This window comes from Acidiferrobacter thiooxydans, assembly GCF_003333315.1.
GTDB classification, from domain to species: Bacteria; Pseudomonadota; Gammaproteobacteria; order Acidiferrobacterales; family Acidiferrobacteraceae; genus Acidiferrobacter; species Acidiferrobacter thiooxydans.
On record NZ_PSYR01000002.1, the window covers coordinates 1,320,001 to 1,342,587 of the forward strand.

The 22,587-nt window shown below is 63.8% G+C and carries 25 protein-coding genes; 4 read left to right on the forward strand and 21 right to left on the reverse strand.

Going from position 1 to position 22,587, the window contains the following annotated elements; genetic code table 11:
• Positions 1-56: 56 nt before the first annotated feature.
• The 3 genes from aprB (at position 57) to C4900_RS13450 (ending at position 3,466) form a co-directional block, all read left to right on the forward strand.
• The gene (gene aprB, locus C4900_RS13440; protein WP_065972012.1) at positions 57-524 is read left to right on the forward strand and encodes an adenylyl-sulfate reductase subunit beta; all 468 of its coding nucleotides are present in this window, start codon (positions 57-59) and stop codon (positions 522-524) included.
• A 78-nt stretch (positions 525-602) separates the two neighbouring features.
• A complete protein-coding gene (aprA, locus tag C4900_RS13445; RefSeq protein ID WP_114283238.1) occupies positions 603-2,522 on the forward strand; it encodes an adenylyl-sulfate reductase subunit alpha in 1,920 nt (639 codons plus the stop codon).
• 95 nt (positions 2,523-2,617) lie between these two features.
• On the forward strand, positions 2,618-3,466 hold the full coding sequence (locus C4900_RS13450) for a YkgJ family cysteine cluster protein (protein ID WP_065972014.1): 849 nt from the start codon (positions 2,618-2,620) through the stop codon (positions 3,464-3,466).
• Here the strand turns inward: C4900_RS13450 and C4900_RS13455 are convergent.
• The 13 genes from C4900_RS13455 to nifH all read right to left on the reverse strand — a co-directional run bounded on the left by C4900_RS13455 (position 3,463) and on the right by nifH (position 17,063).
• Complete coding sequence (locus C4900_RS13455; RefSeq protein WP_147267193.1) at positions 3,463-6,165, reverse strand: putative bifunctional diguanylate cyclase/phosphodiesterase; 2,703 nt, start codon at positions 6,163-6,165, stop codon at positions 3,463-3,465. The genes C4900_RS13450 and C4900_RS13455 overlap by 4 nt on opposite strands.
• A 363-nt stretch (positions 6,166-6,528) precedes the next feature.
• Positions 6,529-7,635, reverse strand: coding sequence for a cytochrome-c peroxidase (locus tag C4900_RS13460; RefSeq protein ID WP_211306960.1), 1,107 nt, complete (start codon positions 7,633-7,635; stop codon positions 6,529-6,531).
• A gap of 197 nt (positions 7,636-7,832) precedes the next feature.
• Positions 7,833-8,363: a nitrogen fixation protein NifQ gene (locus C4900_RS13465; RefSeq protein ID WP_065972017.1), complete on the reverse strand. Its 531-nt coding sequence runs from the start codon at positions 8,361-8,363 to the stop codon at positions 7,833-7,835.
• 4 nt (positions 8,364-8,367) lie between these two features.
• On the reverse strand, positions 8,368-8,685 hold the full coding sequence (fdxB, locus tag C4900_RS13470) for a ferredoxin III, nif-specific (RefSeq protein ID WP_065972018.1): 318 nt from the start codon (positions 8,683-8,685) through the stop codon (positions 8,368-8,370).
• A complete protein-coding gene (locus tag C4900_RS13475) occupies positions 8,678-8,902 on the reverse strand; it encodes a CCE_0567 family metalloprotein (RefSeq protein ID WP_065972019.1) in 225 nt (74 codons plus the stop codon). The genes fdxB and C4900_RS13475 overlap by 8 nt, the downstream gene beginning before the upstream one ends.
• Before the next feature lie 4 nt (positions 8,903-8,906).
• On the reverse strand, positions 8,907-9,383 hold the full coding sequence (locus C4900_RS13480) for a NifX-associated nitrogen fixation protein (RefSeq protein ID WP_114283240.1): 477 nt from the start codon (positions 9,381-9,383) through the stop codon (positions 8,907-8,909).
• Positions 9,373-9,786, reverse strand: a complete 414-nt coding sequence (gene nifX / locus C4900_RS13485; protein ID WP_065972021.1) for a nitrogen fixation protein NifX — start codon at positions 9,784-9,786, stop codon at positions 9,373-9,375. The genes C4900_RS13480 and nifX overlap by 11 nt, the downstream gene beginning before the upstream one ends.
• Before the next feature lie 17 nt (positions 9,787-9,803).
• Positions 9,804-11,219, reverse strand: a complete 1,416-nt coding sequence (nifN, locus tag C4900_RS13490; protein ID WP_065972022.1) for a nitrogenase iron-molybdenum cofactor biosynthesis protein NifN — start codon at positions 11,217-11,219, stop codon at positions 9,804-9,806.
• The gene (nifE, locus tag C4900_RS13495; RefSeq protein WP_114283241.1) at positions 11,216-12,610 is read right to left on the reverse strand and encodes a nitrogenase iron-molybdenum cofactor biosynthesis protein NifE; all 1,395 of its coding nucleotides are present in this window, start codon (positions 12,608-12,610) and stop codon (positions 11,216-11,218) included. The genes nifN and nifE overlap by 4 nt, the downstream gene beginning before the upstream one ends.
• 26 nt (positions 12,611-12,636) lie before the next feature.
• Complete coding sequence (locus C4900_RS13500) at positions 12,637-12,987, reverse strand: 2Fe-2S iron-sulfur cluster-binding protein (protein ID WP_065972024.1); 351 nt, start codon at positions 12,985-12,987, stop codon at positions 12,637-12,639.
• Between the two features lie 79 nt (positions 12,988-13,066).
• Complete coding sequence (gene nifK, locus C4900_RS13505) at positions 13,067-14,623, reverse strand: nitrogenase molybdenum-iron protein subunit beta (RefSeq protein WP_114283242.1); 1,557 nt, start codon at positions 14,621-14,623, stop codon at positions 13,067-13,069.
• Between the two features lie 41 nt (positions 14,624-14,664).
• A complete protein-coding gene (gene nifD, locus C4900_RS13510) occupies positions 14,665-16,125 on the reverse strand; it encodes a nitrogenase molybdenum-iron protein alpha chain (RefSeq protein ID WP_065969942.1) in 1,461 nt (486 codons plus the stop codon).
• 53 nt (positions 16,126-16,178) lie between these two features.
• The gene (gene nifH, locus C4900_RS13515; protein WP_065969940.1) at positions 16,179-17,063 is read right to left on the reverse strand and encodes a nitrogenase iron protein; all 885 of its coding nucleotides are present in this window, start codon (positions 17,061-17,063) and stop codon (positions 16,179-16,181) included.
• A gap of 412 nt (positions 17,064-17,475) precedes the next feature.
• Here nifH and C4900_RS13520 point away from each other — a divergent pair, with 412 nt between their 5' ends.
• Positions 17,476-17,901 (forward strand): DNA-binding transcriptional response regulator, encoded by a 426-nt coding sequence (locus C4900_RS13520; protein WP_114283243.1) that lies wholly within the window; start codon positions 17,476-17,478, stop codon positions 17,899-17,901.
• 26 nt (positions 17,902-17,927) lie between these two features.
• Here C4900_RS13520 and C4900_RS13525 read toward each other — a convergent pair whose 3' ends face one another.
• The 8 genes from C4900_RS13525 to C4900_RS13560 are packed head-to-tail and all read right to left on the reverse strand — an operon-like array spanning position 17,928 to position 22,577.
• Positions 17,928-18,767: an SIR2 family NAD-dependent protein deacylase gene (locus tag C4900_RS13525; protein WP_211306961.1), complete on the reverse strand. Its 840-nt coding sequence runs from the start codon at positions 18,765-18,767 to the stop codon at positions 17,928-17,930.
• 51 nt (positions 18,768-18,818) lie between these two features.
• Positions 18,819-19,931: a DegT/DnrJ/EryC1/StrS family aminotransferase gene (locus tag C4900_RS13530; RefSeq protein WP_114283244.1), complete on the reverse strand. Its 1,113-nt coding sequence runs from the start codon at positions 19,929-19,931 to the stop codon at positions 18,819-18,821.
• Positions 19,928-20,185 carry a hypothetical protein gene (locus tag C4900_RS13535; protein ID WP_211306962.1) on the reverse strand — a complete coding sequence of 86 codons (258 nt, stop codon included), beginning with the start codon at positions 20,183-20,185 and terminating at the stop codon, positions 19,928-19,930. Before C4900_RS13535 ends, C4900_RS13530 begins: the two co-directional genes overlap by 4 nt.
• Positions 20,186-20,187: 2 nt before the next feature.
• Positions 20,188-20,400 carry a putative nitrogen fixation protein NifT gene (nifT, locus tag C4900_RS13540; protein WP_114283245.1) on the reverse strand — a complete coding sequence of 71 codons (213 nt, stop codon included), beginning with the start codon at positions 20,398-20,400 and terminating at the stop codon, positions 20,188-20,190.
• A gap of 29 nt (positions 20,401-20,429) precedes the next feature.
• Positions 20,430-21,587: a cysteine desulfurase family protein gene (locus C4900_RS13545; protein ID WP_114283246.1), complete on the reverse strand. Its 1,158-nt coding sequence runs from the start codon at positions 21,585-21,587 to the stop codon at positions 20,430-20,432.
• A 51-nt stretch (positions 21,588-21,638) separates the two neighbouring features.
• The gene (locus tag C4900_RS13550; protein ID WP_114283247.1) at positions 21,639-21,935 is read right to left on the reverse strand and encodes a nitrogen fixation protein NifZ; all 297 of its coding nucleotides are present in this window, start codon (positions 21,933-21,935) and stop codon (positions 21,639-21,641) included.
• Between the two features lie 46 nt (positions 21,936-21,981).
• The gene (locus C4900_RS13555) at positions 21,982-22,344 is read right to left on the reverse strand and encodes a HesB/IscA family protein (protein WP_170132542.1); all 363 of its coding nucleotides are present in this window, start codon (positions 22,342-22,344) and stop codon (positions 21,982-21,984) included.
• A gap of 14 nt (positions 22,345-22,358) precedes the next feature.
• Positions 22,359-22,577, reverse strand: coding sequence for a 4Fe-4S binding protein (locus tag C4900_RS13560; protein WP_065969925.1), 219 nt, complete (start codon positions 22,575-22,577; stop codon positions 22,359-22,361).
• Positions 22,578-22,587 lie beyond the last annotated feature (10 nt).

The following is a 22,587-nucleotide window of genomic DNA, read 5'->3' on the forward strand; positions in this document are numbered from 1 at the left end:
GGGTGCGCCTTGCCCGGACGTATCGTCACATCACTTTCCTAGAAGCGGAGTCAACTATGCCAACGTTTGTTCGCACCGATAAATGCGATGGCTGCAAGGGTCAAGACAAGACCGCATGCATGTACATCTGCCCTCATGACCTCATGCTGCTCGACAAGGACGGCTCGAAGACCGGCCATGCAATGAAGGCGTTCAATCAGGAACCCGAGCAGTGCTGGGAATGCTACTCCTGCGTCAAGATCTGTCCGCAGAACGCGATCGAGGCGCGCCACTACGCCGACGTCGTACCCATGGGCGGCTCGGTGCAGCCGCTGCGCGGGACGGATTCGATCATGTGGACCATCAAGTTCCGCAACGGCAACATGAAGCGCTTCAAGTTTCCGATTCGCACTACGCCGGAGGGCTCGATCAACCCATACGGTGACAAGCCTAAGGCGGATCTCTCCAAGCTCACGGACATGGCGCTTTTTACCGAAACCAAACCGTATCCGTGCGACCGGAGCCAGCTGACCCGCGCCAAGTAATCACGACGCGGTTTTTGAATCGACACCCGGCGAAACGGGCCGTGATCCCGGGCCGGGGTCTCTGAGGTAGGGTGAAACATGTCAACAGAAGCTACATTTGGTAACCCCCAAGTGGTTGAGGAGACCGTCGACATCCTTCTGATCGGCGGCGGTATGGCGGCCTGCGGCGCGGCCTATGAGATCATGCGCTGGACGGAAGGTACGGGGCTCAAGGTGAAACTGGTCGACAAGGCCGCCATGGACCGCTCCGGCGCCGTGGCCCAGGGCCTGTCCGCCATCAATACCTACATGGGCGGCCAGGACCCGGCGGATTACGCGCGCATGGTGGCCAATGACCTCATGGGCATTACCCGCGACGACCTGGCCTATGATGTCGGACGCCACGTCGACGACTCGGTCCATCTATTCGAGGAGTGGGGTCTGCCGATCTGGAAGCAGCCGGGCGACGAGGACAAGCCGCTGAAAGACGGCGGTAAGCCCGTGCGTTCCGGCAAATGGCAGATCATGATCAACGGCGAGTCCTACAAGGTCATCGTCGCCGAGGCCGCGAAGAAGGCCCTGGGGATGGACAATATCCAGGAGCGTGTGTTCATCGTAAAGCTCGTGAACGACAAGAACGACCCCAAGCGCGTAGCGGGCGCGGTCGGTTTCAGTGTTCGCGACCACAAGGTCTACGTCTATAAGTTCAAGGCCTGCCTGCTCGTCGCCGGCGGTGCCGTGAACATCTTCCGTCCGCGCTCCGTGGGCGAGGGCACGGGCCGCGCCTGGTACCCGGTGTGGAATGCAGGCTCGACCTACGCCATGGCCGCCGAGGCCGGTGCCGAGCTCACCATGATGGAGAACCGCTTCGTACCCGCGCGCTTCAAGGACGGCTATGGTCCGGTCGGCGCCTGGTTCCTGCTGTTCAAGGCCAAGGCGGTCAATGCCTTTGGCGAGGTCTACATGGAGCGCAACAAGGAGATGCTGAAGCAGTATCCACCCTACGGTCTCGCCCATGTGCCCGCAAGCTGCCTGCGTAACCATCTCATGCTGCATGAAATGAAGGAAGGCCGTGGCCCGATCTACATGGACACGCCGACCGCGCTTGCCAAGCTCGCCGAGACCATGACCCCGAAGGAGATCAAACACCTCGAGGCCGAGGCCTGGGAAGACTTCCTCGACATGTGCATCGGCCAGGCCGGGGTATGGGCGGGCGAGAACATCGAGCCCGAGAAGAAGCCATCGGAACTGATGCCGACCGAGCCCTACCTGCTCGGCTCGCACTCGGGCTGCTCCGGGATCTGGGTCTCGGGACCCGAGGATCTGGGCGCGCCGGATGACTGGCACTGGGGTTACCGTTCCATGACCACCGTCAAGGGATTGTTCACGGCCGGTGACGGCGTGGGCGCCTCGGGCCACAAGTTCTCCTCGGGCTCGCATGCCGAAGGGCGCATCGCCGCCAAGGGCATGGTGAAGTTCGCGCTCGACAACAAGGATTGGGTGCCGGAGCTCGACACGCCGGTAAACGATCTGGTGGAGGAGATCTACCGTCCGGTGCGTACCTTCCTTCAGCACAAGGACTACACCACCGCCATCGACATCAACCCCAACTACATTACGCCGCGCATGCTGCAGTTCCGCCTGCAGAAGATCATGGACGAGTATGTGGCGGGGGTCGCGACCTGGTACCAGACCAATGGCAAGATGCTGGCGGTCGCCGAGGAAAAGCTCGAGATGCTGAAGGAAGACGCGCTGAAGATGCGCGCCAAGGACCTCCACGAGCTGTTGCGCGCCTGGGAGAACTACCATCGCGTGCTGGCGGCCGAGGCCCACATGAAGCATATCCAGTTCCGCGAGGAGTCGCGCTATCCGGGTTTCTACTACCGGATGGACTTCAATTTCGTCGACGAAAAGAACTGGAAGTGCTTTGTGAACTCGACGTACGACCGCAAGACCAAGAAGTGGAACGTGTTCAAGCGTCCGCACGTCGACCTCGTCTCCAAGCCCACCGCGCCGTAAGCGCGATACGCGCGGGCTTAAACGAGGTATAATGAGGGGGTCCTGCGGGACCCCCTTTTTTGTCCGTCGTATCCTGGATTTCCACGAGGAACCCGATGAATCAAGATCCCTCCGACACGCGCCCACAAAGCCCGATAACCCCCGTCAAGCTGGAGCTGGACGATCATTTTCAGTTTGCCTGCCACAGTGGGATCGCATGTTTCAACAAGTGCTGTCAGAGCATCGACATCCAGCTCACGCCCTACGATATCCTGCGTCTCAAGACGCGCCTTCGGCTAAGCGCGCGCGAGTTCCTGTTTCGTCACACGGTCCCGTTCGAGATGGATGGCCATGGTGTGCCCGGCCTCAAACTGCGTACCGCGGATGAGTCGACCCGCTGTCAGTTTCTCACCGAGCAAGGCTGCGGTGTCTACGAGGACCGGCCGACCGCCTGCCGCTATTACGCCCTCGGCCTCATGTCGATGCGCAAAAAGGATTCGCCGACCGATGAAGACGCGTATTTCGTCGTGAAGGAAGAACATTGCCTGGGTCATCACGAGCCGCAGACGCAGACCGTGCGCGCCTACCGTGAGAGCCAGGGCGTCGACGTCTACGACGACATGAATCGGGAGTGGCGGCAGGTGGTGTTGAAGAAGCGCTCGTGCGGACCGACCATAGGCAAGCCATCGGATCGCAGCCTGCAGCTCTTCTTTCTCGCAAGCTACGACTTGGATGGATTCCGGGACTTCATCAGCACGCCGTCCTTCGACGAGGTCTACGCAATCGCCGCGCAAGAGCGTGAACAACTGATGCAAGACGATGTGGCCCTCATGCGCTTTGCGTTTCGCTTCCTAAAGCAGTCGCTATTCGGAGAGACCACCATCCCCGAGCGCCCTGGGGCGCTGGAAAAGCGTCTGGCGCGCCGCAAGGAGAGGACCGCCGCCGCATCGGGCGAGGCGGGCTAAAGCGGACCTGAGAGGGGCCGTCCGTCGCCCAAGCCCCGTCCGGCTGCGGGCGCGTCCTGTTCACCAAGACACATCGCGCAGCCGTCGGCGCGCATGAGCGGGCCCGCCAGATCCCCGACATAGCGGTCACAACCCCAGCGGCGCATGGCCTCGTATTGCTCCGGGGTGGCGACGTGCGAGGCCACAACCGCGATACCAAGCGCGTGCAGGGTCGCGATGATGGCCGTCAGGCCCTCGATGGACTCGGTATCCGCCGAATTATCGACGGTCAACGAGGCGTCGAGACGCACCGTGCGAAACGCCAGCGCCTTCAAGTAGGGAAGGCTGGAATACCCGGCCCCGTAGTCGCCGAGCATCACATCGACGCCGTGCCGGCGCCAGCAAGAGAGCGCCTCAAGGGCGTCCTGCGGGTCGTCCATCACGTCCTCCTCGCGTATCTCCACGCCCACCGATCCCAGGTACCCGTCGCCGCGGGTCAAGAGTGCCGCGAACGACTCCTGGAGGCGGGCGTCCCGAAACGGCCGCGAACCAAGCCGGATGTAGACCGGCGCCGTCTTGAGGCTACGATCGCGCCAGCGCGCGATCTCGCTACCCACCTGGCGCAGTACCCACTCGACGAGTGACACCGCAAGGCCGGCCTCCTCGGCGATCCCGAGGAAGTCATCACCGTCCAACAGGCCCTGTTCCGGATGGCGCCACTTCAGGGCCGTCTCCACGGCCACCACCGTACGGTCGCCGACGGCGCGCACAGGCCGGTAGTACAGTACGAGCTCGCCCGCGCTCAAGGCCTTGTGCAGGCCGCTTGCGAGCCGAACCTCATCGCCCGAAGTGGCGTTGACGGCCTCATCGTAACAGCGATACAGCCCGCGGCCGGAGCGCTTGGCCTGATACATGGCAGTATCGCTGTGACGCAACAGGGTATCGACGTCGCGGCCATCCTGGGGATAGAGGGCGGCGCCGATGCTGGCACTGCAATACAGGGTGTGACCCTCCAGGAGGTAGGGCGCCGACAGCGCGCGCAGGAGCTTGTCGGCGATCAAGGCCGCATCCAAAGGGGTAACCAGCGCCGCCGTCAGGACGACGAACTCATCCCCACCGAGGCGTCCAACCATGTCCTCGGCGCGCAAGGCCTCTTGCAGGCGGCGCGCCACAAGCCGCAGAAAGCGATCGCCCAGGTCGTGGCCGAGCGAGTCGTTGACGTCCTTGAAGTGGTCGAGATCGACAAACATCACCGCGAACAGCTGGCCGCTGCGTTCGGCACGGCGTATGAGCTGATCGATGCGCGTCTGGATCAATGCGCGCCCCGGGAGGTCGGTCAGGGTATCGTGGGTGGCCACATACTCCATGCGCCGCTCGGCCTCCTTGCGCCCGGTGGCATCGCGCGCCGTGCCGATAAAGCGCCGCTTGTCACCCAGATAAAACTCCGACACACGCAGATCGATCGGAAACTCGCTGCCATCGTGGCGCCGGCCCGTAAGCTCCCGGCCGGTCCCTATGACCCGCGCCTCGCCGGTATCCCGATAATGGCGCAGGTAGTCATCGTGGTGGCTACGATGTGGCTCGGGCATGAGCAGGCTCACGTTATGGCCGATCACCTCCTCGGGTGCGTAGCCGAAGAGACGTGCCATGGCGGGGTTGAAGGTCTCGACAATGCCTGTCTCCGAGATCGTGGCGATGCCCTCATCAACGCTGTTCACAACCGCCTGTACGTAGCTCTCGGTATCTTTCAGGCGCTCATGGGCCTCGTGGGCGCTCCGTTCCGAGGCCACGAGATCGGCGACGAGCGGCGCGAGCTGCCAACGCAATACCAGGAGCGCGACCGCCAGCACCGCCACGATGAGCGGCAACACGACGGTGAATTCCCGATACACAGGGGCATAAAGCGCCGCGGTGTCCATGGTCAATACCATCCCAAGACCGGTATTGGCGACGGGACGATAGGCGGCCGCCACCTGGTGCCCCAGATAGTTGCGTGTCACGATAAAGCCGGTGTGGCCGGCCAGTGCATAGCTTATGGGTAGCGGGGCCCCGGCGCGACGGCGCGCCATGCGCGCAAATGCCTGACTCGGATCGAAGGTATTGGGGAAACAGGCCATGCGCGTGCCCGCCGGACCACACAGACCGATGTTGGCGGCCGAACGCAGGGCCCTGGCGCCGAGCAGCAGCCGGCCCAACGTCGGCAAGGGTGCGTCACCCACCACCCAGCCGACAACCGCGCGCCGGCGGTCGACCGGCAAGGCCACGCGCAGCACGAAGCCGCGCCCCTCGTTCCACAAGAGCGTCGTACCGAGCTCTCCGCGCAAGGGCATGTCCACGACTGGGTGCGCCATGAACGCCCCGGCATGGGCGTAGAGGGTGCCAGCATTCGTATAGAGCGCCAGCGCTGACAGGCGCATAGCGAGGAAGGCGCGCAGGCCGTGTTCTACCCTGCCGAGTGCCGCGCCCTCATGCCGGCGCGCGGCCGCCAATTGATCGGCGAGGAACGGGCGGGTGGCAACCATGCGCACGCGCAACCGCGCGTCACGGATGTCGCGCACCGCCCACTGCACGCGCAACGCAAGCCCGGACACGAGATTGCGCCGCAGGGCGACATCGGCATTGGTACGCATCACGGTAAAGACCGTGAGACCGACGATCGCGCCGGCACCCACGACGAGCAACGCGGCCACGATATTGATCGCCCACCCACGCCGTCTCACGTCCATCGCCCGCGCCCCAGGATCCCGTGGTCTCGCCCGTGGTCGCTGCGCGCCCGCCGATCCCGCGAACGCCCCCACGCCCGTCGCGGCCTCCCGTCCGCGCCCGCTTACTTGACATATATCATAGCCGACGACACGGTACACTGCTGCCCAGGTTTGTCGAACCCCGATGCACGAACACGCCCCGCAGCCGGCCGGTATCCCAGACGGCGATCATTACAAGGAAGAATTATAGAAGGCGGTGGATTACAAGCAAACCCGGTGGGGCGCGGGCACGCTGCAAGCCCTCAAGCGGCCAGCCCCGGGTCCGGCTGCCGGCATGGGGTTCGTTCGGCAGGGTGGGTGATCAGGCCCCTAGCCGCGCTATTCGCCGCTCATGGGTAACGCCGTATTCACCGTGTTTGGCAACCTGGGCATCGTTTGTCGGGGGAGCCGACCGGTCAGGGTATCGAGAAACGCCACGATCTCACGTACCTGGGTCGCGGTGACGGCCTTATTGAGCTCCACGCGCGCCATGACCCGTACCGCCTGAGACAAGGTATCGACCGAGCCGTTATTGAAATAGGGCGCCTCGAGCGCGACGTCCCGCCACGAGGAGACCACCCACATATGCTTCTCGGCCGGGTTATGCGTGACCTTGTAACGGCCCAGATGCGCCATGAGATGGTACTCGGCGACGTATTTGTTGTGGGTATAGATCGGGAACTTCATGAAGAACCCCTGACCCATGGGCGTATTGCCGGCGCCGTTGAACATGGGCCCGCTATGACATGAAGTGCAGCCCAGCTCCTGCACCACCATAAAACCCTTGCGCGCCTCGGGGCTGATCGCGTTGCGATCGCCCTTGGCGTAACGATCGAAGGGGCTGTCGGGGGTGATAAGCGTACGTTCGTAGCTTGCTATGGCCTTGGTGATGTTATCGAAGGTCACGGGATGGGGGCCTGGAAACACGCGATGGAACTGCCGGCGATAACCAGGGATGGCCCGGACGCGGGCCGCGACCGCCTGGCCGTTCGGCATACCCATCTCCTTATGGTTCAGAAGCGGCCCCTTGGCCTGCGCCTCGAGCGAAGGCGCCCGGCCATCCCAGAACTGCACCGGCAGAAAGGCGGCATTGAACACCGTGGGCGCGCTGCGCGTGGTATCCAGTCGCCCGTCGACGCCTTGCGGAAACTTGCGATTGTCGGTGCCCGTACCCATGACGTTATGGCAGGAATCGCAGGATATCGTGCCGGTACTGGATAACCGCGGATCGAAATAAAGCTCCTTGCCGAGCGCGATCTTCGCGGGGGTCATCGGGTTATCGGCGGGCACCGGGGGCTTGCTCGGTAGCACGAGACTCCGCAAGGCCTGCCGGGACAATGTCACGGTCTTGGCGGCGGCATCAGCGCCCATAAAGGCCGCAAGCGCGACCCAGGCCGCCATACCCCACACCGCGCATCGTGGGAACACGAGATCACCGCGATCCATCGCCTACTCCTTGGGCCTTCCAGGCCGAGTCTATGGCGCCGGCGGGCTCGCCGCCACCGACGTCCGTGGTCATTCCGGGCTCGCGATCAGGCGATCGCTCATCGCCCCGCGAGATATCCACCTTATACTGGGCCGAAGGAGGCATCCATCCCCTTTACGCCGGAGACCGCTCACCGGCGCGTGGCCACAGACAAGCGTTACTCGGGCCCAAAGCATGCCGCATAGTCGCTGCATACGCGGCAGCTCGGGGCCTTGCACAGCGCCACCTGCGCCTGCCGGCAGAGCTCTTTGTAGAAGAACTTCTTCCACTTCATGTTGTGGACGTTCCTCTCATAGAGCGTGGTGAAATGCCGACGCAAAAGCTCGGAGAGCTCTTGGCGATGGCAAAGCCCCATGTCCTGCCAGAGGTGATTGTCCCCCAGACATGCCGTGGCGATCGTAAAGGCAAGCCATAGGGTCTCGCGGGACTGATCGGCACGGTGCGCCAACAGCAGTTCCACGAGCTCGCCGTGCTCCTCGGCCCGCAGAGGGTCACAACCGCCCGCTGCGGACGTCGCCTCGTGGTCGGCATGCCCGACCAAATGGCGGCGGCGTAACGCCGAGAACTCCCGGGAATCGAGGCCCAGGGTATGGAATCGCGAGAGCACGCCCGCGAAGGCGCGCGCCACCGCGCTGCCTCCCGGCCCACTCGTTGCGGTGAGCGTCTCCTTCGATCGGTCTACGGTCATCGCCCTAGCCTCCTTCGCGCATGGGTGCGTGGGTATAGCACTTCTTCGGACAGATCCTGGCGCAGGCCTCGCACCCCACACAGTTCTGCGGCTGCGCGATGGTCATGACCTTCTTCTCATATTCGCCGTCATCATCGTCATCCTCGCCTACGGCAATGGCCACGGTCTCGCCGTCGTCGGTCAGCCCCACGAGCTTCAGGACGTCGCGCCCGCATACCCGATAGCAACGCCCGCAGCCGATGCATTTGTCGCGATTCAGGGCCTGAACGAACCGTGGCACCCAGCTGCGCCCGTCGGGCATGGTGACTGCGATGTCAGTCACGCCCGCCTCCCGCCCCCGCAAGCTCGGCGCGCGCCGCCGCCAGGGCCTGGTAGGCCTCGTAGGTCTCGGTCGCCACTTCGCGAATCGTCTCCCATCCGACCGGGAGGTCCTCGGCGAGATCGTGGAGACGCATCTTATGTTCGATGGCCTGGGCGCTCAGCCGCTTGATGCGCTTCTTCAAGGATTCGATGGCCTCATCGGTCAGTCCTTCGCTCATGGCCTCAGCCCCCGTAGTTGGCCAGATCGGGATAGCGCTCGATCATGGCGACGGCATCGGCGACGATCTTGTCGCCCTCCGCCGCCAGGGCCGCGAGCGTCGGGTACCCGTAGCGGTGGACGTCGCGCAGGTGTTTGTTCACCACCACGATCCGCCCGGCGAGCAGCACGAGACGCCCGAAGCCCTCATGGTGCATCTTGATCATGGGTTGGGCCATGACCCCGGTGCGGCGCTCGACACACAGTCCGACGGCATTATAGAAAAGCTCCAGACGCCAGAGGGTCTCGGGGTCCGGGTCACCGATGATCGGGATCTCCTTGCGCCTGGCCTTGTCGACGACATAAGGATCAAGCAGATCGCGATCGGTCCTTCCCTCCCAGGCCCCATGGGTATCCTGCGCCCGCCACTGCTTGACAAGCTCGCGGATGAAGGGCGATTGCAGGACGGCGTCGTCTTCCAAGACCACCTCATTATCCGCCATGACCCACCTCCTCCTCCAAGGCGAAGTGCCGCTCCTGACCCTTCCGCAAGGCCTTGCGCAACCAGGGCGGCGGCGTGCCGGACAACACCGCGCGCAGCTTCACGAGCAGATCCTCGATCGGCTCCGGGGTTGAGACCTTCACCGGGTGGATGTTCTTTGCGACCACCCGCGCCGCCCCCGACCCCCCTATGGCGGCGACATAAAGGATGGCGCAGTCGGCGATTGCCTCAAGTTTCGGCCCGAGCTTGTCCTCGTTGCCATCCTCGTTGAGCTCACCGTCGAATTCATGCACCTCCACACACTCATAACCATCCGCGGATATCTCGTAGACGGCGATGTTCTTGGCCCATCCGAAATGGGCATCCACATGCTTGAGATCTTGGGTTGCGAACGCGATCTTCATGGCGATTCAAATCTCCCTTATGGAATGTCGGGGCGGCAGGGGCTGGCGCACGCACGCTCACCCGCTGGCGACCCCTGGCAGTGGTCGTCCCGGACACCGGGGACCTCGTCGTCCGGCCGCAACTCGTGAGTATTGGCGAGAAAGATGTTACCCACCTCGAATACCAGGTCGCGCGTGCCCTTGTAGCCCACGATGACGCGGTGCGCGGCGCCCAGGCGATCGAATATCGGCAGGCCCATGCGCAAAAACGGGATGCCGAGGCGTTGCGCGGCCTGGCGCCCATGCGAATGGGTGATCAAGAGCTCGCAGTCGGCGGCCTGCCCCTCCAGGTCCTCGAGATCCCCGAGACGCACGCCGTCGGCTGCGAGTCGTGTCAGCACCGGCGAGTCGGTGGTGGTGACGGCCGCGGCAATCTCGCACCCCATGTCCTTGCACCACGCCCCCAGGGCCCACAGCAGATCCGGTTCGGCGCCGATGGCCACGCGCTTGCCCCCGAAGAAAAAGTGCGCGTCGAGCATGGCGTCCACGAGCTGACTGCGCTCGCGACGATACTTGTCGGGCACCGGCCGCCCCGACAGCGCGCTCAAGGATGCGAACAGATCATCGGCGGCGCCAAGTCCGGTTAGGCTATCGAATATCCGGGTCGGGACCCCGGCCTTTGCGGCAAGCGCCCGCGCCGCCGGGCGCATCTGCTCGCCGATGGCAAGGGCGAATTCCGAGGCCCCGATGCGCGCGATCTCAACCGGCGTGGTCCCCCCAAGGCTCGTGGGACTGAAGTCCCCGGGCACATGGCCATCGAGCGAGCCCGATAGATCGGGCAGGATGATGGGGGACAGGCCAAAAGCGGTCACGATGTCGCGCAGTTCGGCGATATCCCCGGGGGTGACGTGGCAACCCGGCAGGATGGTCACCTGGCCCTTGACGGTGGCGGCGGGCGTCACCAGAGATTCGATGATGGCGGTCACCGCCTTGGCCCAGCCGTCCTGGAAGGCCCCCTGATAATCGGGCGTCGACACATAGACGATCGGCATGTCGAGTTCCGGGTGGGCGTCCTTGATGAGCCGCAGATCTCCCGCGACGTCGTCGCCCTTGGTCTCGGTAAGGCCCGTCGAGGCGATACCGATGAACGCCGGTTTGGCGCGCTTGTGGATATTCAAAAGCGCCTTTTCGATGTTTTCACCGCCACCGAGGATGGTCGTGACCTCGTTCATGGCGGTGGTCTGCAGCGGGATCGATTCCCGGAAGTGGCGGACGAACAATACGAGACCGAAGGCCGTGCACCCCTGCGAGCCATGAAAGACCGGCATGGACCCGGCGATGCCCAGAAAAGCGAGCGCCGCCCCGAGCGGCTGACTCATCTTCAGGGGATTCACGGTGCAGGCCTTGGTCGCGGGACCCGTGGCGCGGTCACGCGTGGCGGCGGGCGCGGTCATGACAGCGTCTCCTTGTCCCACGGCGCCGGACGGCGCACCTGCGCCCAGATCGGGTTGTACAAGGCCTTGTCGATCTCAGCCACCAGCGCCACCATGCCGTCGTAACCGGCATAGGCGTGGTGGCGCTCCTGATTGATGTCGAGCCACGGTACCTTGGCCTTCAGGGCCACGAACTGCGAACGACCGCCCGACAACATGATATCGGCGCGCGCGTCCTTCAAGAGCTTGTACATCTCGCGCGGCGTCATATCCTCGATCATATGGGCCTCGTCCCCCATGATCTTCTTGATACGTTCCTTATCCTCCTTGGTCGATTTCTTGACGCTCGTGCCGACGATCTCGATGCCGATCTCCTGCAACGCCGCGACCACCGACCAGGATTTGACGCCGCCTGTGATCAGAAGCACGCGCTTGCCCGTCAACCTTGGCCTGTAGGCGGCCAGGCGCGCCCACACGCGCGCCTCTTCGCGGGCAATGAGGGCCTCGGCCCGTTCTGCCAGATTCGCGGGCGCGCCGCGCGCGATGAGCAACCGCGCGATCTCGCGCAAGGCCTCGCTCATGTCCGACACACCATAGAACGAGCCCTCGAAAAACGGGATGGCGTAGCGCTCCTCCATCTTGCGCGCGACGTTGATCATGGCCTTGGAACACACCATCATGGCGGCACGCGCGCGGTGCGCGGACGCCACATCGCGGTAACGGGCATCGCCGCTGATACACGCCAAAACCCGGATGCCCAGTTCGGCCAACAGCGGCTTGATCTGCCAGAGTTCGCCCGCGAGGTTGTATTCGCCGATGATGTTGATGTCGTAGGGCGTCGTGTACTCGGGCTCCTGGGTGCCTATCACGTACTCGAGCAGGGCCTCTCCGGCCAGCTTGTTGCCGAGGTTCTTGCTGCCGACGAAGCCCGGGGCATTGACCGGGATGACCGGCCTTGCAAAGCGCGCGCTCGCCGCCTTGCATAAGGCCTCGATGTCATCGCCTATGAGCGCGGTTACACATGTCTGATAAACGAACACCGCCGGCGGGTCATATTTGGCAAGGATCTCCTTTATGGCGCGAAACAGCCGCTTCTCGCCGCCGAACACGACATCCGTCTCGTTGATGTCGGTCGTAAAGCCCGTACGATACAGGAGCGGGCCGGACGACTTGGCCCCACGGTTGTCCCAGGAGTTGCCCTCGCAGGCGATCGGTCCATGCACGAGATGCGCGACATCGGTGATGGGGGCTAAAGCGATCTTGGCGCCATCGAACGCGCAGCCCCCGGCCGCCGCCCCCGGTTGCAGGGCCTGGGTGCAGCCCTTTTTGCGCTCCTTGTCGCCCTTCCCTTGATTCTTGCCGCACGCCGGTTCATTGAAGACCTGCTGCACGGTATTGGCCAGACCGTCCATACCACCTCCACGACATTCGTGGGCATTCAGGCAAAGACCAGAATGTCCTCGTCTTCCACCACGTATTGACAGGCCAGGCGCCAGAACGCCGGATGGGCCGGGATGTGCGCGGCGCGATATTCGGCGTCGGTAAGCTTCCCGGCACGATAGAGAAGCGTCTTTTCGTCCGGACTCAAGGTCACCTGCGTCATGGCACGCTCGCGGTCACGGAACATGATCTTGACCGCGCATGCCCCGCATAACCCCTGGCCGCAGGTCTTGTGCGCCGGCCACGGGAGCTCGCGGGCAAGGCTCAAAAGCGTCGTATGGCGCTGCGATTCGACATAGATCACGTGCTCGACGTCGAAAGGGGAAGCAATAAATGTCACGCTGCCCATACGTCACCTCAGACCTACAGCCATCCCTGGCATGCCCCGGAAAGCCCGCCCGCCCTCCATGGACCGGCGGGCGTTGCCCCTACCGGATGATGTCGAAGCTATAGTCGGTCTTGCCCGGTATGTTCGTGTCGGCGTCAGTCACATCGAAGATCTTGTCCAGGATCTTCACGAGCGTGTTCATGGCGCCCTGGTACCCCCACAGCGGATAGCGGTGATGGTGATGCCGATCGAAGATCGGGAAGCCTACGCGGATCAAGGGCGTCCCGGTGTCGCGCTCAAGAAACTTCCCGTAGGTGTTGCCGATCAAAAAATCGACGGGCTCGGTGAACAAGAGCGAGCGCATGTGCCAGAGATCGCGCCCCGGATAGACGTGGCAGCCCTTGCCAAACGGCGAGGAATCCAACAAGGCCTGCACGCGTGCGCCCCACTCCGGCGTGCCATTGGTGGCCAGGATGTGCACGGGCTCGGCACCGAGCTCCAGCAGAAATGCCGCGAGCCCGAGCGTGAGGTCCGGATCCCCATAGAGCGCAAAACGCTTGCCATGGATATGCGCCGAGGAGTCGGCAATGGCATCGACGAGCCGCCCCCGTTCGCGTGCGATCTCCTCGGGGATCGCACGCCCCGATAGCCGCGCCACCTCCATCAGAAAGCGGTCGGTCCCGGCCACCCCCATGGGATGATTGAAGGCTACGACCTCCTGGCCCTTCTTCTCGATATAGGCAAGCGTCTTCGGCGTACAGAACTCCTGCATGGAGACCGTGGCCTTGGCGTGCACGGCGGCGGCCGCGTCGGCGAGCGTCGTGCCACCGTCGTACATGCGGAACTGGCCGTCGGTCGGGGTATCCCATACGTCACTGTTGTCCCCGAGGATCGTATAGTCGATGCCCATGAGACCAAAGAGGCGCTTGACCTCGCGCATGTTGCCGATCGCGTAGCCATCAAAGCCGCCGATGAAGTTGATGCTGTCGCGCGGCTCGCGCACAAGCGGCGCCTCGGTCCCGGCCTTGCCATCCCAAAAATGCTCGAGGATGCTCCTCATGGTATTGTCGTAGCCTGTGATATGGCTGCCTACGAACGCCGGCGTGTGCGTGAACGGGACATCGAACGTCGGCGGCACGGAGCCCTTCTCCTTGGCGGTCTTTATGAACGCGTTCAGGTCGTCGCCTATCACCTCGGCCATGCACGTCGTCGAGACCGCGATCATCTTCGGCTTATAGAGGTTATAGGCGTTCGCCAGCCCATCGATCATGTTGTTCAGACCCCCGAACACCGCGGCGTCCTCGGTCATCGATGACGATACGCACGATGTGGGCTCCTTGAAATGCCGGCTGAAGTGACTGCGGTAATAAGCGACGCAGCCCTGCGACCCATGCACGAACGGCAAGGTCCCCTCGAAGCCCACGGCCGCGAAGACCGCTCCCAAGGGCTGGCAGGCCTTGGCGGGATTCACGACCAGGGCCTCGCGCGCGAAGTTCAGCTCGCGGTATTCCTGGGTCTTGGTCCAGTCGACGGCCTTTTGAAGTTGGGCCACCGGGACGGCGTTCTCGAAGGCCTTTTTGTTTTCGAACATATCCACGTATTCCGGGGACCGGAACAAGGTGAAATGGTCGAGGACTTTTTCCGCATTCTGGCTCATACAAACTCTCCATTCACTCGATGAGGGCGTCTATGACCGGCCTATTGCCCCGCGTTCCAGGGGGCCTTTGTGAGACCCCACACCGGGTTATTGATCGCCATGTCCATGTCGCGGGCGAATATCGCGAAACCGTCGTAACCGTGATAGGGGCCCGAGTAGTCCCAGGAGTGCATCTGGCGGAACGGTACGCCCATCTTCTGGAACACATACTTCTCCTTGATCCCCGAGCCCACGAGGTCCGGCTGCAGGCGATCGACGAACTTTTCGAACTCGTAGCCGGTTACATCGTCGTAGATCAGCGTGCCGTCCTTCACGTAATGGGTGGTGCGCTGATAGTCGTCGTTGTGGCCAAACTCGTAGCCTGTGCCGATGACCTCCATGCCAAGGTCCTCGTAGGCGCCTATGACGTGGCGCGGCCTGAGCCCCCCGACGTAGAGCATGACCTTCTTGCCCTCTAGGCGCGGCCGGTATTTGGCGATGACCGCGTCCATGAGCGGCTGGTATTTGGCAATGACGCGCTCCGCCCCTTCCTTGATGCGGTCGTCGAAGTGACTGGCTATGGTGCGCAGCGATTCGGCGACCTTGGATGGGCCAAAGAAGTTGTATTCCACCCACGGGATACCGAACTTCTCCTCCATGTAGCGGGAGATGTAATTCATGGAACGATAGCAATGCAGGATGTTGAGCTTGGCCTTGGGGGTATTCTCGAGTTCGGCCAGGCTCCCGTCGCCGGACCACTGGGCGATCACGCGAAGCCCCATCTCTTCGAGCAGGATGCGCGAGGACCAGGCATCGCCCCCGATGTTGTAATCACCGATGATGGCGACATCATAGGGTGTGCTCTCGAAGGGTGCGGCCTTGTCGCCGCCCTTCTCGAAGACCCAGTCGCGGACCGCGTCGTTGGCGATATGGTGGCCCAGCGATTGCGACACGCCGCGGAAACCCTCGCAGCGCACCGGCACTATGGTCTTGCCGTCGTACTCCTTGGACTTCTTCTTGGCGACGGCCTCGATGTCGTCGCCGATAAGCCCTATGGGGCACTCGGATTGAATGGTGATGCCGTGATTCAACGGGAACAGGGTCTGGATCTCGTCTAGGATCTTGTCGAGCTTCTTGTCGCCACCAAAGACGATGTCCTTTTCCTGGAAGTCGGACGTAAACTGCATGGTCACGAAGGTGTCTACGCCGGTGACCCCGATGTAATAGTTGCGCCGCGCCGCCCAGGAGTATTGGCCGCATCCGACCGGGCCGTGGGATATGTGCACCATGTCCTTGATAGGCCCCCACACGACACCCTTCGAGCCCGCGTACGCGCAGCCGCGGATCGTCATGACGCCCGGCACCGACTTGATGTTGGATTTCACGCCGCAGTCGGGCTTGTCGCCCTCATAGACGTTCAGGTGCTTGGCACGCTTCTTGGCGGTTTTCTCCGGATAAACCGAAAGCGCCTCCGCGATGACCTCGCTATTGCGGGCCTTTACTTCGTCTGGTGTCATATCCATAGCAAACTCCTGTCAGTGCGGCCGGGGCAGAACCCCGGCCGGCGTCAACATCGTCAGGCCACTGCGCACTCGGCGGCCGACTTGCCCACGATGGACTCATCCACCGCCTTCATGATGCCGTGCTCCATGAGCAGATCCTCGAGCTCATCCATGGTGATAGGTGTGGGGATGGTGCCCTTGCCCACGTTCTCATGGATCTTGGCGGCCAAAGTCCGGTACTCGTCGGCCTGCTTGGAGTCGGGCGCGTACTCCAGGACCGTCATGCGCCGCAATTCGGCATGCTGCACGACGTTGTCGCGCGGCACGAAGTGAATGAGCTTGCTGTTCAACTTCTTCGCCAACGACTCGGCCAGTTCATACTCCTTGTCGGTCTGGCGCTCATTGCAGACCAGCCCCCCCAGGCGCACGCCACCCGAATTGGCGTACTTCAGAATGCCCTTCGAGATGTTGTTGGCGGCATACATGGCCATCATCTCGCCGGACATCACGATATAGATCTCCTGGGCCTTGTTCTCGCGAATCGGCATGGCAAAGCCGCCGCACACGACATCGCCCAGCACGTCGTAGGAGACGTAGTCGGCGCCGTCATAAGCGCCCTCCTCCTCGAGGAAATTGATGGAGGTTATGACGCCGCGGCCGGCGCAGCCCACGCCCGGCTCCGGGCCCCCGGACTCCACGCAACGGATGTCGCGGTAGCCGATCTTCATGACGTCCTCCAACTCCAGGTCCTCGACGCTGCCCGCGGAGGCCGCAAGACTCAGGATCGTGTCCTGGGCCTTGGCGTGCAAAATGAGACGCGTCGAATCGGCCTTCGGATCGCAGCCGACGATGAGGATCTTCTGGCCCATCTCGGCGAGCGCCGCCAAGGTGTTCTGGGAGGTCGTCGACTTGCCGATGCCACCCTTGCCATAGAACGCGATTTGCCGTAATCCTGTCATTTCCGATCTCCTTATGTATTTTGAGACTCTTCGTGGCGTTGGTTTCCCAATCCGTTTCAAAAGGCCGCATACCTCGTGGCGCCCAGAGAATTTCCTGAAAGCGGCCGCAACCGGTCCGCAATCCCTGGCGTCCGAAGACGACATGCCGTACAGGCAGGTGAGAGCAAATGCCGTGCCAGCGTCGAAGTCACGGGAAACGGCGGTTTGTGGCACGACGCATGTCGCGCTTGCGACAAACCGTGCGCGCAAATGTGGGAGTTGTCTCAAAGCCAACAGAGTCGCGACCCCAAGCCCGCAGGGCCGAGGGCACCGGTCGTGGGGATGGTGCGAGACGCGCGCAGGGCGACGGCCGGTCGCGCACGGGAATGAAAATTGCTGCCGTACTGGCCATGGCATACCTGGGGACCGCAACATGCAAATTGGCGTAACGAGCGAGGAGGCGGTGACGAACCGCTGTGTATTCGTGATTCACGGTTGCGAGATCAGCCGCACGGCCTTGCAGCTCATGCTGCAAGACGAGTACGAGACCCATGAATGGTCCACAGTCGATCAGGCGCTCGCGCGCCTGCGCGAACGCCGGCCGGACCTTTTGATCATCGGCGAGAGCGAACTCGGCGCGGACACGGCATGCGTCATGGATCGTATCCGGGACGCGAGCCCCAATACGCGCATACTGGTTGTGGCAGGCGCGTCCGCCGGCGCGCCACACCGGTCCTGGCAGGCAGCGGGGGTCTGTGGCCTGCTAGCCCAGCCGCTCACCGTGGAGGCCGTGCGCCGCAAGGTGCGCCTGGCCCTGGGCCTGCGCGCGGCGCTTGCCATAGGCGTGGAGACAGGCTAGCCCGGACACGCGCCGCGCCTCTCTGGTCACGAAGCGACGAGCGCCTCGGGCGCGGGCGTGAGATCGGCAAGCGCATGCGTGAAGGCCGCGAGATCCACGACAACCGGCGTTATCGACTGCTCGCTCAGAAAGCGGGACTCGTTGCGGGTCTTTGTGTCCGGCAATACCGCCCAGTGCGGCCCGTGCGAGCGCTTCATGATCTGGCGCGCAAAGGCCCGTTCGAGCTGGGTCGTGAAACGGCAGCCGAGAAACAAAACCCCGCGATCCTGGCGCAGCGCCTGCACCTCTCGGGGAATCGGCGTCTGGATGTCGATCTCGGTCAGGACCTCGACGAAGTCCGAGTCCGACACCAGAAAATTGCACGCAGGATGGAGGGCGCCGAACGGCTCATAGACGAGCGTCGCCCACGAGGCACGATCGACGCGCACGCCATCAGGCCGGAAATAATGCACCCAGGTGCCGTAATGCTCGGCCTGGCTGACCGCCTGCACCAGGCCCCAATCGCCGCCCCGCGCCGCCAAAGCGGCGCGCACGAGGTCGTCGTACCAGGCGTGCACTATAAGGGGGAACCCGGAGGCCGCGAGCCAGCCATGCAAGGCGTTGGGGGAGGCGTCCACCGCGAACGCATCGCGCATCAGGGTATTCACGGTCTTTCGATGCTTGAAGTTCTCGATGAACTGGGCGGCGGCCGTGAGATTGCCCCGGATCTTGTGCGGGACCGCGGCGCGCGCCACGAGCCGCGACACCAGCGCCTCGGGGGTCGCCGGGAGCGGACAGGCGGGATCGAGCGCGAGCACCCCCGGACCTATGTAGGGAATGAGCCGGCCCGCGGCCAGGGCCTCGTGCAGATCGCCGGGAATGATCATGATTGCGGACTCCTTTTCAGTAGTAACGGTGCGCGCGCAGCGCGCCCTCTCTCAAAGATAAATCGCCGATCCCGCGCCGACATTGATGGAGGCATCCTTCAAGGTCTCGACGATAAGCGCTATGTCCTCCTCGCCAAGCCCCGCATGAAACGGGAGCGCGATGCCGCGATCCGCGATCTTGTCGGTAATCCCGCATCCGGCCCCCGAAAATCCCTTCTGGCGGCAGTACATATCCCGATAGAGCGGGGTGGCGTAGGGACGCGCCTCGATGCCATCGGCGCGCAGATCGTCGACGATGGCATCGCGTGCCTGCCGGCTGAAACGGGCGCCCAGGTGGACGAGAAACGTAAACGGGTGGTGGGTCGTGACGCGCGGCCCGGTGTACGGATCCTTGATGCCCTCGAAGGATCGTATAAAGCGGGCATAAAGCGCGCTGACGCGGGCGCGCGCGGCGAGCGTGGCGTCCAGACGCCCCCATTGGGCCTGCAACAAGACCGCCGTAAGGGCACTCATGGAGTCGGCGTGAGGACCACCCGCCGGACCCTGGCGCAGCGACTCCGCCAACCGTGTATCGTCGGTCACGACCAGCCCCCCGGCGCCGCACGCCACCGGTCCACGCGCGCGGAAATCAAAAAGGCTGGCGTCGCCGAAACGGCCCACCGGTGTATGGTCATAAGCACACCCCAGCGCCTCCGTCGAATCCTCGATGAGCACAAGGCCATGGCGCCCGGCCACGGCGCGCAACGCCTCCCAGTCGGCGGGATGACCGTTGGTGTTGGCGGCAAGGATCGCCCGCGTCGCCGGGCCAATGCGCGCAGCGGCCTTTTCAGGGTTGAGCGTGCCGGACCAGTAGTCGATATCGGCGAACACGGGCGTGGCACCGACCTGCCATATGCTGCGCGCGATCTCGTACCATGAATAGGCCGAGACGATGACCTCATCGCCGGGCCCGATGCCGTAGGCCTTGAGAAGGCCCTCGAGCCCGCAGGCGGCATGGGCGAATGCCAGCGCGTGGCGCCTCCCGAGGACGGCCGCGACGCGGGTCTCGAGGGCTGCGATCGCCGCTTCCTGCAAGGCCGGGCCTTGCCGCGCCACGACGTGCATACGCTCGCGGTCGGCGGGCGTGATATCCCGCGCCTCGGCGCGGATCTTGAAATCGCTCATGAGCGCTCACGCAGGGCGATCAGGACCCCCGTGGCCGCCCCCAGATCGGAGGTCAGCGACACACAGTGGTCGCGTCCATCGATGAGGTAGACGTCGGCCGTGGGCGTGACCCGAAAGGGCCGGCTTGCGGCCATGTCCGAGGCGTCGCAGCGTACGAAGGCAAGCCCCGGGAAGTCGCGTCGCAGCGCCGGCAACAGGGGTCCGTCTTCGGCGTCGAGCAGGGCTTGCAGGCGGCTCCAATCGGACTCGTTCACGGTTATGCCTCTCCGATGCGCCGGGCCTCGACTGTGATCGGCAGCGCGGTCTCCGCCGCCAGCGCCGGCAGTTCCAGCTGCCAGCCGTTGGCGAGCGTCACGCGGCCACCCCACATGGCCGCCCGCTCCATGGCCACAATCGGCTCCTCGAGATCCTTCTTGGCGACGTAGGCAGACAGCACCCCGTCGCGGTTTTTGCGAATCATGACCTTCATTTCGTGTCTCCTCGCATCCTCGTGCCCCTCTACGCCGCGCGTGCCGCGACCTCGCCCAGGATGCCGGGGAGCAGGGTCAAGACCCGCTCGACGCAGGCCTGTGTGTTATATCGCCCCAACGAAAACCGGATCGACGCCAGGGCCGAGCGCCGCTCGAGCCCCATGGCGGTCAAGACGTGCGACGGCTCGCTGCCGCCGAGCGCGCACGCCGCCCCCAGGGAGACGGCCACGCCATGACGATCGAGGGCATCCATGATCTGTTCGCCATCCAACGTCGCGAACCCGACATTGCTGGTATTGGGCAATCGCGGCGCCCCGGCCCCATGGATCCTGGCCGCGGGAAAGCACGCCATGATGCCGCGCTCAAGGTCGTCGCGCAGCCCGCACACGCGCCGGGCCTGCGTCTCCAGATCCTCGCGGGCCAGCGCGCAGGCGCTCCCGAGACCCACGATGGCCGGCAGGTTTTCGATCCCGCCGCGCATCCGCCGCTCCTGGTGCCCCCATAGAAGCGGGGCAATCCTGAACCCCTTGCGCACGAACAACACCCCGGCCCCGGGAGGCGCATGCAGTTTATGGCCGGACAAAGACAACAGCTCGACCGGTACCTGCGTAAGATCGATCGGGACCCTGCCGGCCGCCTGTACCGCGTCCACATGGAACGGCACGCCCGCCGCACGCGTCGCCTCGGCGATGCGTGCGATCGGAAACAACACGCCGGTCTCGTTGTTGGCCCACATGAGCGTGACAAGCGCGGTATCGGGCGCGAGCGCGGCGCGCACCGCGTCGGGATCGAGCCTGCCTTCGGTGTCGACCGGGACACGGGAGACGCGTATTCCCGTTTCCTCCAGGTGGCGCAACAACATCAGTGTCGAGGGGTGCTCGACGGTGCTCGTGACGATGTGTGTGCGCTGCGGGTCCCGGGCGAGGGCGCCGAGGATGGCCATATGGTTGGCCTCGGTGCCACAGCTCGTGAACACGATCTCCGGCGGCCGCGCACCGAGGAGCGCCGCGACCTCGCCACGCGCCTCCTGAAGGAGACCCTTGGCACGCATGCCGGCGGCATGGCGGCTGGACGGATTGCCGACGCCAGGCCGCAGGCAGGCAAGCATGGCCTCCAGGCACTCGCGCGCCACGGCCCCGGTGGCGTTATTATCGAGATAGATATCGGCCGCTACTTTTTCGGTCATCGTCCCAAGTCCCTTGTCACCGGCCCCGGAGTACCGATCGGGGCGCGCGGCTCAACACCCCATGTCCGCGCCGTCGATGGGCGTCATACCCTCGAGCTCGCGCGCCTTCATGCCCACCCGATAGCCATTGGCCACGAAGTCCACGCCGTAGATATAAAACTGCTGTAAAAAGGTCCCGATGCTCGTCACATAGCCCTCGTCGCCCTTCTTCACGAGGATGTCGCCTATGTCCTTGCCAGGAAAGGTGCCATCATTGCGCACGGTCTTGCGCGAGCGGACCTTCTGCCCATACTCGAATTGCGGTGGCCCATTCAGCTCCACCGTGTCGCTGTCCCGATTGATCTTCACCTTGAGCCTCCTTTGAGTCCGCGCGCGGCGGATCCGTCCGAGTTCCTCAGGAGCCGCGCCTCAGCCGGCTGATATCGACGACCGCCGCTCCCTCGCCGGCGGTCGCACAGCCGCAGCCACCGCCCTTTGGATCGAGGACCGTGAAACCCAAGGAATGGAGCGTATCCGAAAAGTCCAGGGTGCAGCGGTCCAGTAACTCCTGGGTCGCAGGCGGCATATGGATGGCGAGACCTTCATACTCGATCGTCACATCGCCCGCGAATCCCGAGGTCTCGACGCTGAACTCGACACTCGTCCCGGAACAACCTCCGGGGGTAGCGAGCAGGCGGATCCCTGACGAGGGATTGCCACTCATGCGCAGCAGGCGGCGCATAAACTTGAGCGCTGATGGCGTAATCGTCATGCACATGGGCATTCGCCTCTTTAAGCCTGATAGCGTGGGACGCTTGAGTCGACCACGCACGTGTTCTCGACCGGGCACACCGCCACGCATTGCGGATCATCGAAATACCCGATGCACTCCGTGCACTTGTCGGGCTTTATGATGTACGTGCCATCCTTTTCCCGGATGGCATTGTTCGGGCACTCGGGCTCGCAGGCCGAGCATGCCGTGCACTGCGAACTTATGATCTTGTATGGCATCGTTGCGTCC

What these genes read in the sequence shown, in the direction of transcription:
- aprB (WP_065972012.1), top strand. Translation starts at nt 57, where the DNA reads ATGCCAACGTTTGTTCGCACCGATAAATGCGATGGCTGCAAGGGTCAA.
- aprA (WP_114283238.1), top strand. Translation starts at nt 603, where the DNA reads ATGTCAACAGAAGCTACATTTGGTAACCCCCAAGTGGTTGAGGAGACC.
- C4900_RS13450 (WP_065972014.1), top strand. Translation starts at nt 2,618, where the DNA reads ATGAATCAAGATCCCTCCGACACGCGCCCACAAAGCCCGATAACCCCC.
- C4900_RS13460 (WP_211306960.1), bottom strand. Translation starts at nt 7,635, where the DNA reads ATGGATCGCGGTGATCTCGTGTTCCCACGATGCGCGGTGTGGGGTATG.
- C4900_RS13465 (WP_065972017.1), bottom strand. Translation starts at nt 8,363, where the DNA reads ATGACCGTAGACCGATCGAAGGAGACGCTCACCGCAACGAGTGGGCCG.
- C4900_RS13475 (WP_065972019.1), bottom strand. Translation starts at nt 8,902, where the DNA reads ATGAGCGAAGGACTGACCGATGAGGCCATCGAATCCTTGAAGAAGCGC.
- C4900_RS13480 (WP_114283240.1), bottom strand. Translation starts at nt 9,383, where the DNA reads ATGGCGGATAATGAGGTGGTCTTGGAAGACGACGCCGTCCTGCAATCG.
- nifX (WP_065972021.1), bottom strand. Translation starts at nt 9,786, where the DNA reads ATGAAGATCGCGTTCGCAACCCAAGATCTCAAGCATGTGGATGCCCAT.
- nifN (WP_065972022.1), bottom strand. Translation starts at nt 11,219, where the DNA reads ATGACCGCGCCCGCCGCCACGCGTGACCGCGCCACGGGTCCCGCGACC.
- nifE (WP_114283241.1), bottom strand. Translation starts at nt 12,610, where the DNA reads ATGGACGGTCTGGCCAATACCGTGCAGCAGGTCTTCAATGAACCGGCG.
- C4900_RS13500 (WP_065972024.1), bottom strand. Translation starts at nt 12,987, where the DNA reads ATGGGCAGCGTGACATTTATTGCTTCCCCTTTCGACGTCGAGCACGTG.
- nifK (WP_114283242.1), bottom strand. Translation starts at nt 14,623, where the DNA reads ATGAGCCAGAATGCGGAAAAAGTCCTCGACCATTTCACCTTGTTCCGG.
- nifD (WP_065969942.1), bottom strand. Translation starts at nt 16,125, where the DNA reads ATGGATATGACACCAGACGAAGTAAAGGCCCGCAATAGCGAGGTCATC.
- nifH (WP_065969940.1), bottom strand. Translation starts at nt 17,063, where the DNA reads ATGACAGGATTACGGCAAATCGCGTTCTATGGCAAGGGTGGCATCGGC.
- C4900_RS13520 (WP_114283243.1), top strand. Translation starts at nt 17,476, where the DNA reads ATGCAAATTGGCGTAACGAGCGAGGAGGCGGTGACGAACCGCTGTGTA.
- C4900_RS13525 (WP_211306961.1), bottom strand. Translation starts at nt 18,767, where the DNA reads ATGATCATTCCCGGCGATCTGCACGAGGCCCTGGCCGCGGGCCGGCTC.
- C4900_RS13530 (WP_114283244.1), bottom strand. Translation starts at nt 19,931, where the DNA reads ATGAGCGATTTCAAGATCCGCGCCGAGGCGCGGGATATCACGCCCGCC.
- nifT (WP_114283245.1), bottom strand. Translation starts at nt 20,400, where the DNA reads ATGAAGGTCATGATTCGCAAAAACCGCGACGGGGTGCTGTCTGCCTAC.
- C4900_RS13545 (WP_114283246.1), bottom strand. Translation starts at nt 21,587, where the DNA reads ATGACCGAAAAAGTAGCGGCCGATATCTATCTCGATAATAACGCCACC.
- C4900_RS13555 (WP_170132542.1), bottom strand. Translation starts at nt 22,344, where the DNA reads ATGTGCATGACGATTACGCCATCAGCGCTCAAGTTTATGCGCCGCCTG.
- C4900_RS13560 (WP_065969925.1), bottom strand. Translation starts at nt 22,577, where the DNA reads ATGCCATACAAGATCATAAGTTCGCAGTGCACGGCATGCTCGGCCTGC.